At 39.3% G+C, this 11336-nt stretch carries 10 protein-coding genes; 3 read left to right on the top strand and 7 right to left on the bottom strand.

The window, feature by feature from the left end; all coding sequences use genetic code 11:
• Positions 1–318: 318 nt before the first annotated feature.
• Positions 319–627, bottom strand: a complete 309-nt coding sequence (locus MM239_RS11250) for a hypothetical protein (RefSeq protein WP_241348339.1) — start codon at positions 625–627, stop codon at positions 319–321.
• 697 nt (positions 628–1324) lie between these two features.
• Here MM239_RS11250 and MM239_RS11245 point away from each other — a divergent pair.
• Positions 1325–1999 carry an ABC transporter ATP-binding protein gene (locus MM239_RS11245; protein ID WP_241348338.1) on the top strand — a complete coding sequence of 225 codons (675 nt, stop codon included), beginning with the start codon at positions 1325–1327 and terminating at the stop codon, positions 1997–1999.
• On the top strand, positions 1996–3315 hold the full coding sequence (locus MM239_RS11240) for a TolC family protein (RefSeq protein WP_241348337.1): 1320 nt from the start codon (positions 1996–1998) through the stop codon (positions 3313–3315). Before MM239_RS11245 ends, MM239_RS11240 begins: the two co-directional genes overlap by 4 nt.
• Before the next feature lie 13 nt (positions 3316–3328).
• On the opposite strand, the gene MM239_RS11235 is transcribed toward MM239_RS11240, so the two are convergent.
• Genes MM239_RS11235 through MM239_RS11225 form a run of 3 tightly spaced genes read right to left on the bottom strand, consistent with a single transcriptional unit; the run spans position 3329 to position 4834 of the window.
• Positions 3329–3607: a GNAT family N-acetyltransferase gene (locus MM239_RS11235; protein WP_241348336.1), complete on the bottom strand. Its 279-nt coding sequence runs from the start codon at positions 3605–3607 to the stop codon at positions 3329–3331.
• A gap of 60 nt (positions 3608–3667) precedes the next feature.
• Positions 3668–4549, bottom strand: a complete 882-nt coding sequence (locus MM239_RS11230) for a pirin family protein (RefSeq protein ID WP_241348335.1) — start codon at positions 4547–4549, stop codon at positions 3668–3670.
• A 45-nt stretch (positions 4550–4594) separates the two neighbouring features.
• Positions 4595–4834: a hypothetical protein gene (locus MM239_RS11225; RefSeq protein ID WP_241348334.1), complete on the bottom strand. Its 240-nt coding sequence runs from the start codon at positions 4832–4834 to the stop codon at positions 4595–4597.
• 189 nt (positions 4835–5023) lie between these two features.
• Here MM239_RS11225 and mgrA point away from each other — a divergent pair, with 189 nt between their 5' ends.
• Positions 5024–6055, top strand: a complete 1032-nt coding sequence (mgrA, locus tag MM239_RS11220; RefSeq protein WP_241348333.1) for an L-glyceraldehyde 3-phosphate reductase — start codon at positions 5024–5026, stop codon at positions 6053–6055.
• A gap of 46 nt (positions 6056–6101) precedes the next feature.
• On the opposite strand, the gene MM239_RS11215 is transcribed toward mgrA, so the two are convergent.
• From MM239_RS11215 to MM239_RS11205, 3 genes are all read right to left on the bottom strand, one after another.
• Complete coding sequence (locus MM239_RS11215) at positions 6102–7115, bottom strand: alkaline phosphatase D family protein (protein ID WP_241348332.1); 1014 nt, start codon at positions 7113–7115, stop codon at positions 6102–6104.
• Positions 7116–7140: 25 nt separating this feature from the next.
• Complete coding sequence (locus tag MM239_RS11210; RefSeq protein WP_241348331.1) at positions 7141–7800, bottom strand: Crp/Fnr family transcriptional regulator; 660 nt, start codon at positions 7798–7800, stop codon at positions 7141–7143.
• A gap of 106 nt (positions 7801–7906) precedes the next feature.
• Positions 7907–11098, bottom strand: coding sequence for a carboxypeptidase regulatory-like domain-containing protein (locus MM239_RS11205; RefSeq protein ID WP_241348330.1), 3192 nt, complete (start codon positions 11096–11098; stop codon positions 7907–7909).
• Between the last annotated feature and the right edge of the window lie 238 nt (positions 11099–11336).

Here is an 11336-nt window from a genome sequence, read left to right as displayed (position 1 = left end):
AGGCTATATAAACGTCGCTCTGCTCCGGCCTTGACAAGTTTCCTTACTTGAGCTAGGGGGCATTTAAGATGATGAAAACAAAAGAAAAACAATAAAAAAAGTGTCAAGTAATTTCAGGACGCGACAAATATAGGGCGAGAAAAGCTCAAAAGCCATAGTGCCATAGGCACGACCGACAAAACTGGATGCATGAATCTAGGCTGGAAAGAATATAGGGAAGGACGTAGTGAGTTAACGTAAAGATGCATCGAGAAAGTACAAATTATAAAGTAAAATGCACAAAGCAGTCTTTAGGTGTACAAAAAGGAAAATCTAAAATTAATCCTCAAAATCTTTCATTTTTACAGGTGATGAGAAAGTCCCCGATACTTGCCACCTTTCATCATAGATGGATGCAAACTCTATTTCCATCTCTACTTTTTTTCCAAATAACACATCTGTCCATGTGTCTTCATTTTCAAGTGAATAAACTTTTAGTAATACCAATATGTCAATGGGTGAAATCACCATACCTTCTGTAACAAAATTGGTTTCGACAATAAGGTCTGGATGATTTCCTTCTTTTTTTACTTTCCTATAAAGCCCAATGTAATCCATATTTTCAAAAAATTCATCATTATATTTCATCCGAACATGTTTGATAAATGCTGGACCAAGCCCTGTGTTTTTTATATATGAGTATTCGCAATGTTGCACGTAGTATATGAAGTAACTTTATTAAGCTGTGAATACTCAACATTAGGAAAGAATTCCTGTCAGAAGAATATCAAATTGCTAATCCAATAATCTATTAATTGGTTACGTGCAAGAAAGTGGATAGTCATATTTTTATATAAACAAAGTCATCTTCGGGAGTGTACCCTTGGAAAATTTGTAAATAAGGCTTCACAGAAGCAAGCTGTTGCTTTTGCTCCAATTCAAATTGCTTACTTGCCAGATTGGTTTGATAAATTAGGATAAACAAACTGACCGCACTGATCAGTATAGCAGAAAAGCTTACCAACTTATTGCTATCGTTCCAAAATTTTGATTTTCTTTGATTGGTCATTTTTCTATTATCAAGATTCAAAATGTTGCACTAATAATGATTTGAAATAAACTTTAAGTTCTTAACAAAAGTGATACTGAGATTTTTTTGAGAACAATCTTTTTTCGTCCGTTGGCGGACAAAGGTGTTCGGGGAATAAGCAGGGAAATTTTAATAAATGGCATTAAGCTTCAAAATAGGCTGGTTTTTTATGGCATAACTATGGAAATGAAAGATTGAGAAAACTACAATAACCTTTTTCTGAAATTAAGCTAAAACAATTGAAATTATAAAATAATGATAGAACTCAATGGCATTGACAAATATATAGAATCTCGCTTCCAGCGCATATTTATCTTACAAAGTATCAATATCAAAATTCAACAAGGCGAATTTGTCACCCTGATGGGACCTTCAGGAGTGGGGAAATCTACCTTGATGAATATCATCGGAATGTTGGACGAGGATTTTGAAGGGAGCTATAGTTTTGACGGAAAGGACGTGAATGCCATGAAAGCAAAACAAAGAGGGGCGCTTCACAAGTCAGAGTTCGGGTATATTTTTCAAGCTTACCACCTGATCGACGAGCTGACTGTTTACGAAAACATAGAGACTCCTTTACTTTACAGAAATGTGTCTAGTTCTGAGCGTAAGAGCCTCATTGCAGACTTACTAGATCGGTTCAATATGGTGGCAAAAAAAGACCTTTTTCCAGAGCAGCTATCTGGAGGACAACAGCAGCTAGTAGGTATTGCGAGGGCTATTGCTGGGAAGCCTAGGGTACTGCTAGCTGATGAGCCCACTGGAAACCTTCACTCAGTACAGGCTAAAGAGATCATGGAGATTTTCAAAGAACTCAATCAGGAAGGTATGACAATCATCCAGGCTACTCATGCCCGGGAAAATGCAGACTATGGCACCAGATTGATAGAAATGATGGATGGAAGAATTGATAAGGATATTGCAATATGAGAGTAGTGATATTTACAATTTTGCTCTTGATGATGCATGTACCCAGTGGTATAGCACAACAAGAAGTTGTTTTGACTTTTGAGGAGGCAGTAGAGATCGGGTTGGAAAGGCAGGTAGATTACAGAAAGCTACTCAATCAGCAAGATATACTTAGAATGGAGCGGTTGAATGCACAGATGAGTTACTTGCCACGATTAAATATCTCCAATTCAAATTTCAGGCAGATTGGTCAGCAGTTTCAGCAAGTAGAGGGAGAGCTGATCGTGACCAATGAGGTCAATTCGATCGTATCAGGAAGCATCAATGCAAGCATGCCAGTATTCAATGCTTTTCGTCAACATCACACGACAAGAGCAGGGAAGTACTTTGAAGAGGCCGGTGAGCTGGGATTAGAACGAAACAGGCAACTTGTCTACAACACCATTGCTCAACAGTATCTTCAAGCCCTTCTTAGTGAGGAGTTGGTGAGGATTGCTAGGGAAAACCTAGAAAATCAGCGTCAGATGCTCGCACAGATCGAGGGTTTTGTGGATGTAGGGCTTAGGACATTGGCAGACCTATACAATCAGCAGTCCGAAGTAGCAAGACTAGAGACAGTTTTGCTGGATGCCGAGCTTGATTGGGAGACCAACCGATGGGTTCTGGCAGAAAGTCTTCAGCTTGAATCTGAAGTACTGCCGATGTTGACCCCTATAGCGCTTGATGTGGATGAACTTGAGTGGATTAGTCTTCCTCTTGAGGAGTTGTATGCAAATGCTAAAGCATTAAGAAAGGATTTACAACAACAGCAGGTTATGGAAAAAGGGAGCAAAAGTCTACTGGCTATGTCAAGGTCTGCATATTTTCCTCAACTTAGCGCTTACTTCAATTTTAATACATTCTATACTTCTCTGGATGATAGAACCTTCAGTAACCAATTCTTCACTATTTTCCCTCAACGTGTCATTGGCTTAAGCCTTAATATACCTATTTTCAATAACTACGATAATAAGACTCAAGTCACAAGGGCCAAGGTAGAATTTATGAATCAGCAGCTTGATCGAAGCGCCATGGAGAGAACCATTTCTCAAGAAGTAAAACTTGCCTACCAAGGCATGAGAGCAGCCGTAAAAAGGCGGGACGCAACCGCAGTGCAATTGGAAGCTGCCGAAGTAGCACATGAGGCCATTTCGGAGAGATTTCGATTGGGCATCAGCAATTTTGTGGATTTGGCTCAAGCCAATCAGCAATTAGTTACTGCACAATCAGACCATGCACAAGCAAGGTATACCTTGTACTTTCAAGAGCTACAGCTGAAATTTGCTATTGGAGAATAAAAGAGGTTTTGGCTTAAAGTACGTCCCGAATTTCAGGTGTTTTGTCAAATACACTTTTGGCAAAAGGGCACAAGGGTAAGATTTTAATATTTTTCTCTCGGGCAAATTCCACAGCAGTCATAAGCATCTTCTTGCCCACACTCTGACCTTTGAATTCAGGATTTACTTCCGTGTGGTCTATGATGATCCTTTGTTCGCCTGCCCAAGAATAAGTCATTCTCCCGGCTTCTTTTCCATCATCTATAGCCTTGAAGTACCCTTTCGATTCGTGGTTGATTTGTTCTATTTCCATGGTTCTAGAATTATTTGTCCTTTAGTATTATGTTGAAAGAAAAAATGTAAGATTTTTATTTTAAGACTTTTTGAAAGTAGGGTAAGGAACAAAATCTGTTTCACCTACCACTTTCGGAAATTTCTGATTGATCCAATCTTCCTTAGCTTTAGCAAGACGCTCTTTGCTCGAAGAGACAAAGTTCCAATCGATGTATCTTTCCTCTGGAAAAGATTCGCCTCCAAAAATATATACCGTAGAATTTTCAGCGATGTCAAATTCACAGAGTTTGGCATCTTTCGCTACGAGGATTTGCTTTGGTCCATACTCATTTCCTTCGCTGAATACGGAGCCATTGAGAATATATAGGGCACTCTCCCCATATAGCTTGTCGCCAATGCTCACTTTAGTAGCATTTTGACTTTTGATCTCTATAAAGTACAGATGGCTATGCACTGGCACAGGAGATTTTTTGTCAAGGGCTTCACCAGCTATCAATTTGAAACTAATGCTATCTTCTTGCCATTCTGGGATTTGGTTGGCGTCTATGTGTGTGAATGATGGCGAAGTCTCTTCAAGTTCCTTGGGTAATGCAACCCAAATCTGTAGCCCATGAAGACTTTTGGTGGAGTCTTGCAACCTCTCAGGAGTCCGCTCAGAATGTACCACACCACTACCAGCTGTCATCCAGTTGACCGCACCTGGTTGGATTTCTACTTCACTTCCGATACTGTCTCGATGCATAATAGCTCCGTCAAACAAGAATGTAAGTGTAGATAGACCAATATGTGGATGGGGCAATACTTCCATGTTTTCTCGCTCGCTCATTTTGACTGGTCCCATGTGATCTATGAATACAAATGGACCTACGGCTCTTTTTTGCCTGAAAGGAAGAAGCCTGCCGACCATAAAATTCCCAATGTTGGCAGCACGCTCTTCTATGATTAAGCTAATATTTGACATGTTAGATTCCTTATTTGCCTTTGAAAAAGTTAATTTAAGGAAAAATTAGCGCTTATTTTTATACTTTTCTTCATTATCTACTTTTTGATCCTCTCCTAGCCCGTCATCTTTCTCTTTATCGTTTTTCCTTTGACGCTCTTTATACTCTTCTTTTTTTGGAGGACGAGCACCTTCAGATTCTCCTGGTGTATCTCTATTGGATCTTTTGTCTACGTCTTTATCGCTCTTCTTTCCAAATGATACAAGTGGTAAAATTCCTGTTGGTTTGTTGTTTATGGTTAGCATAGGTTGTTGGTTTTTTTGTCTTTAGACTTTCAACAACCGTTCCAACTATGCTTATTTCTATGTTTTTTATTCATATTTCAATTAATTATATTCATAAATCATTTTAAATTAAAAAGATGAGAAGTACATTGATGTGTGTAATTGTTAAATTGTAACTTAGTATGCTCAAAAAAATGAAATAAATAAAAGATGAAATACGCGCCAAATCCCGAACGATACCAAAAAATGGTTTATAACAAATGTGGTAACAGTGGGTTGAAGTTACCAGCCATATCCCTAGGGTTATGGCATAATTTCGGTGATGATAAACCTCACCAAGTCAAACAAGAAATCTGTCGAACAGCTTTTGATCTTGGGATTACGCATTTTGACCTAGCCAACAACTATGGGCCTCCTCCAGGAAGTGCTGAAGTTGCTTTTGGAAAGATTCTGAAAGAAGATTTTGCAGGGTACAGGGATGAGTTGATCATCTCTAGCAAAGCGGGATACCTAATGTGGCCTGGCCCATACGGTGAATGGGGGAGCAAGAAGTATTTAATCGCTAGCTGTGATCAAAGTCTTAAAAGAATGGGACTAGACTATGTTGATATTTTTTATTCTCACCGTTTTGACCCCAATACTCCTTTGGAAGAAACCATGCAGGCCTTGGATCAAATCGTCCGTTCAGGCAAAGCGCTCTATGCTGGCATTTCTTCGTATAACAGTAAACGAACCAAAGAAGCCGTCGCTATCTTGAATGAGCTGGGCACGCCATGCTTGATACATCAGCCAAGCTACTCCATGCTCAACAGATGGGTGGAAGATGATGGACTTTTGGACACCTTAGAAAATGAAGGCATAGGTTCTATCGTGTTTTCTCCATTAGCTCAGGGTATGCTGACGGACAAGTACCTCAAGGAGATCCCATCAAATAGCCGTGCCAATCAAGATAAATCACTCAATCCTAAGTTCCTGAGTGAAGAGAATCTGGGCAAAATCAAAGCGCTAAATGAAATCGCACAGCAAAGAGGACAGACTTTGGCACAAATGGCGATTGCATGGGTACTTAAAAATGGCAGGGTGACTACAGCATTGATTGGGGCTAGCAAGGCCGAACAAGTGATAGATTGTGTTGGTGCTATTGAGAACCTCTCCTTTACGGAAGAGGAACTAGCCGCTATAGATCGCTATGCAACAGATGGGGGACTGAATATTTGGGCCAAGTCAGCGGAGTTGGAATGATTCAACTCTCCATGAAGAAAGATTTTCCCTTCATGGAGAGTTTTTTTTAATCCAATATTTGGATTGTCTGTTCTATGTAAACTTGACCTTTTTCACCTTTTATTTGAAAATTCATAAGCTTGTTTTTCCAGTCAAAGGAGGCCAACCCATAATGAAGAGAGGCGACTAATCCAGATACCCTGTATGGGTTGTATTCTTCTTTGTAGCTTTTCCACACATGAGTCATTCCGCTAGAAGTAATCTCATAAAGACCCTTAGTGAATCTGCTATCTTTTAATCTTGAGATCTCAGCGATATGTCTATCTCCACTTAAGAGAACTGGGTTTTTCACTTTAGAAGAATGAATCAAGTCAAATAGTCTCTCTCTTTCTTTGGGATAGTTTTCCCATTTTTCATGAGGATGTTCTGTTGGTATGAATTGTATTCCAGACGCAATGATGTTGACATCAGCTTTACTGTTTTTTAGTTCTTTTTCTAGCCAAGTCCACTGTTCTTCACCTAATACAGACCCGCTTAAGTTTGGCAGATATTGACCATCTTCTTTGTAAAGGGTATCTCGACTATACCTAGCGTCTAAAAGGTAAATTTTCACTGAATTTTCTCCATGATGATATTCATATGCACCATATACACCTTCTTGCGATCTTCTGGGGCTATCTTTGGGTTCATCAAGAAAATCTAGCATCAGTTGCATGGATGCCACTTTTTGAGCGTAATGTTTTCCTCCGTCATTGATACCAAAATCGTGGTCATCCCATACACCTATGATTTTTGCATTCTGACGAAGTTTTTGATATCCTTCTATAGCTTTTTGAGCATCATATTTACGCTTAAGGAGGTCCATATCATGAGTGTCTCCATAGACATTGTCTCCGAGCCAGACGAATACCTCAGGCGAGTCTTCTATTATTGGATTCCAGAGGGGTTGTGGAAGGTCATGTTTATTGCAAGACCCAAAAGCGATTCTTTGGACCTCTTGGGAATAAGCCATTGTGCTGACTAATAGGAAAGTCAAAGAGACTAAAATCCCACTATTGAATTTTTTAGATATATTGTACATGGTTCTTGGTGCGTTTTTTTCTTGTTTAGGCAAGGTGATGGATAAGTTTCTTATCCATTAGAATGGTTGAGTCATGTTGGAGCTTGTTTGTTTTCAATTTTGAGCTATCATCAAATGACTTTAGTAGTTTTGATACGGTCTGTCTTGATATTCCTGTCATTTGGGCAATGTCTACGATGTGTAGGAGATCCAATATTTTCACTTTCTTTGATTTAGAGATCACTATGATGTGGTCGAATTCAGCGAAAAGCGCTTTGATTCTTTCTGCTGCTGGCAGGGTACAGAATCTATACAGTCTTGTTTCCATTTTACACCATCGTTGAATGGTCGTTTTATTAAACCAGTCTGAGATCAATGGATCATGGACTATCATCTTTTTGTAAAATGACAATTCATAACAGATGATTTTACAGTCAGTCAGCGCTTTTGCAAACTCAAAGAATTGACCATTGAGATACCGAAGATTTCCAAATACTTCATTTTGAAACAAAATATCATAACAGACCTCTTCACCTTTTTCAGTATATGTTCCAATTTTGATAGCCCCTGATATTATTTGAAACATCTCATTTGGTTTGATGGGAGGCATATAGACATATTCTCCTTTTCGAAAATTTACCTCTTTGATCAGATTACTCGCTTCTTCTCTTGTGAGGGTTTGTTGAAAATATGATAAGATGTCCATGCTTTTTTTGATAAAATTCAGAAAGAGTATTGAATATTCCGCTACTCTTTCTGAATCTTAACCAAAACTTAAAGCAAGCCTATGAGATTTTTATTTTGAATAGGATCTAAAAAGAATACCGAAGCCCTAGCTGAATCCTCCAAGGAGTACCATTAATAGGCAGAATTCCAACTCCTTGTTCTACATTATAGATGTATTGTTGAGAGCTTTGGTCAAAACCCCTGATGCTTTGTAGGTTTCTACTGCTGCTGAGGTTATTGTCCACACCCCAGTCTTTATTGAGCATGTTCATGAAGTTAAATACATCTGCAGACAGTTCCACTCTTTGAGAACCTGCTATTTTTATGTTTTTCAATAGTCTGAGGTCGAGGTTGTAGAACATTGGATTTTCTCCTCCATTTCTATCGGCTATTTTTCCAAAGCTTTCTCTCAAATATTTTTTGGTACTTTCAGAAGTGTTTGGGTCATTTAGAATCGCATTGTATCCGTCTCTGATATTTTGTGGGGTATCTGGACTGTTGGGATCAAATACAAAAGCAAGTGCGTTGTTCAATGGGAAGTCACCTTGAAGCGAGCCATTAGATACCAAGAAAGAATATCTTGATCCACCTATTCCTATCAATGTCGCCCCCATTGTAAATCCACGCCAAGTTGGAGTAGCTCCATTCAAGACTATTTTATGTTTAAATTGATTGTCTGAATACGCCCAATTCAATTTCCTAGAGTCATCTACTACAGGAAGGAAAGTGGAAGTATTGGCTACACAGCAATTGTATGATGTATTATCGAAAGCCTGATTGAAAGTGTATGAGGCAGTAATATAGCCATCCTTTCCAAGCCTTACGCTACCATCTAGAATCAAAGCGTATTGATATCCTTCCCCGTCGGAATTCAATTCAAGTACTCTTCCGACATTATTAGACTTTCTTGAATTCAACCAATTGGTCTGCCCATTAGACCCAATTGTATTGGCTGGAACAAACACCCCTCTATTTCCTTCATTTGAAAGCCTGAAATAAGGATTATCGACCATGTTTCTCTCCAAATAGACATAGTTATTGAATGTGTAAGAGTAGATCACGTTGGCACCGATTCTAAATCTATCACCAATCAGCTTGTTATAGTTTAAATTTGCCTTGAATGTATTTGGAACCCTGAAATCATCAGCGACGCTATTGATGGTGGATATAAAGTCTGCACCTTCTGGAATCCCTGGAGCTTCGAGTCCATTTCTATAGCCGATAAAGTCAGCCTCAGGAACCAAATCTCCTTGTACATCTATGGCTGCAAGCATCACTCCTGAGTTTTGTATGTTGTTCACTTGAGCATAATAATGTGGCTGCGCGGCAAACATACCCGCACCAAATTTCAATACATCTGTATTCTTTCCTTTAATGTCCCAAGTCGCTTGAACTCTGGGCTGGAGGTTTCTAAAATCAGCTGGCTTATTGTCTGTCCTAATACCAAGCTCATTGGATACAGTGGGATTGAAAGCGGCCTCATTCATAAACATCGTCGCATCATACCTCAATCCTGCCACCAAGTTGACATCTTTATGAGGATTTACTTCCATTTGGCCAAAAAGCGAAAGGTCTACTACGGTTTGCTTCACGATCGGAAGTCCTTGCAGTGGCACCTCTCTGGCATATCGAAATGGGTTGTTGTTTTCGAAGTCTGTTAAGCTATTGTAAAAAAATCTTCCATTTTGCTCACTACTTAGCAATGTTTCTAAATAGGTCACCATATTGTCTGTACCGAAAGTGAAGTTGAATTTCCCTTGCTGGGTATAAGTGGTATTTACAATGTGGATTTGTTGCTCAAGATTGGTTTCTGGCAGGAATCGCTGTCCACCAATTTGAACATTTGTTGTTTGTACGGCATTTGGATTGTTTTCGGTAGGAAAAGGTGAAACCACCCTGACGATTGCTCTAGGCATGTTGTTGGACGGCAATTGCCCATTGACAGTAAAACCTCTTTCAGCATGTTGAAGCTGGACTTTTAGTTCGTTTGTGGTATTTGCATTGGCAATAGACCTCAAGGATACTAGAAGGCTATTTTCTTTTGATGAGAAGTCTCCAAAAACTTCTGCTAAATTGATCGCAGTATTGTCATTTACTGAAAAAGGGTTTGACCAGTCAGTGTAGTTGTTTCTGATAGTCAATTTGTTTCTTTTGTTGATTTGCCAGTCTATTCTTGCAAAGAAGGTGTTGGCTACCGTTTTTCTGGAAAATTCTCCCAGCTGCTGCTCTGAACCGACTCCATAAAGCCTTCGGGCGACATCTACGAATTTGTCCAAAGTGTCTTTTCTAATTCTAAGCCTTAATTCATCATCTTCGTTTCGAATGTCACCGATGAAAACAGGCTCTCCAGCATCTTGTCTATCAAATACAGTGAAGAAATGTACTTTATCCTTTATGATTGGTCCTCCTAAGCTAAAACCCCACTGAGTATTGTTGAATACCACTTCTCTTTCATTTCCTCTGATATCTAACGGACTAGCTAAGTTGTCATTTCTATGGTATGCAAAAGCCGAGCCTTCGAGTGTATTGGTGCCTGATTTGGTGACTGCATTCAGCGCTCCACCAGCTTGTCTCCCTTGAGTGACATCATAGGAGTTGGTAGCTACTTCAAACTCCCTGATTGCTTCAATAGATACCGTATAGGGACCACGTGCTATTTCCCCTGCGGTCAATTGATTTCTTGCATTTACACCATCCAAAGTGACATTGGTGGAAGTTCTTCGCTGACCTCCCAAGTTGAGTCCTCCTCCACCTTGAAGTGGTGAGAGAGCAGTTAAGTTCGTGAAATTTCTACCTTCTGTGGGTAGGTTTTTGATTTGCTTAGAATCAATGGCTGTCACTGCTCCTAGTTTATCCACTTGATTTTTGAAGCTATCGCCAGTGACGACTACTTCAGACAGGTCACTACTTCCATACTCCATGGTGATCTCTACATTGATTCTATCACCTTGATTGAGTTGGTAGCCTGTCAGTTTTTGAGTATTGAACCCAATATAGCTTACAGTCACCGTGTAGGGTTTCCCAAGGGGTAACTGCTGCAATTGAAATCTCCCATCTAAACCTGTGATTGTTCCTGCCTCAAATCCAGTGGACTCATTTTTGACCAAAACATTGGCTCCTATGAGAGGCTCCTTGCTATCATCTAAAATTAGTCCAGAGACAGTCGCATTTGTCGCTTGAGCAAATGCAGATGATATGGGGCATAAAGATATGCTTGCCCATGTTAAAACAATGATAAACAGCGCTTTGATTTTTTGTTTTGTAAAGTAGTTATACATAATGTGATCATTTTACTACCACAAAACTGCTTGAGTTTAGATCATAAAAATGTTAAAATTTAACATGTTAAGCCTAGTTAAAAGTAACTTCATTTTAGAGTAATACTGAGTGATTTTATTGATCTTGTACACCATACATGATCTATATACACATAGCTAACCTTACACCAAGTTGCTAAGTATTTATCAAGGCTTAGCCTTTTTGGTGATGTTTGAGAACCTTCTCATTTTACATAAA

The sequence above is a fragment of the Belliella filtrata genome, from assembly GCF_022549775.1.
In the GTDB taxonomy this organism is placed as follows: domain Bacteria; phylum Bacteroidota; class Bacteroidia; order Cytophagales; family Cyclobacteriaceae; genus Belliella; species Belliella filtrata.
Note: the sequence above shows the minus strand (reverse complement) of the source record. Positions and strands in the feature narration are given on the sequence as shown.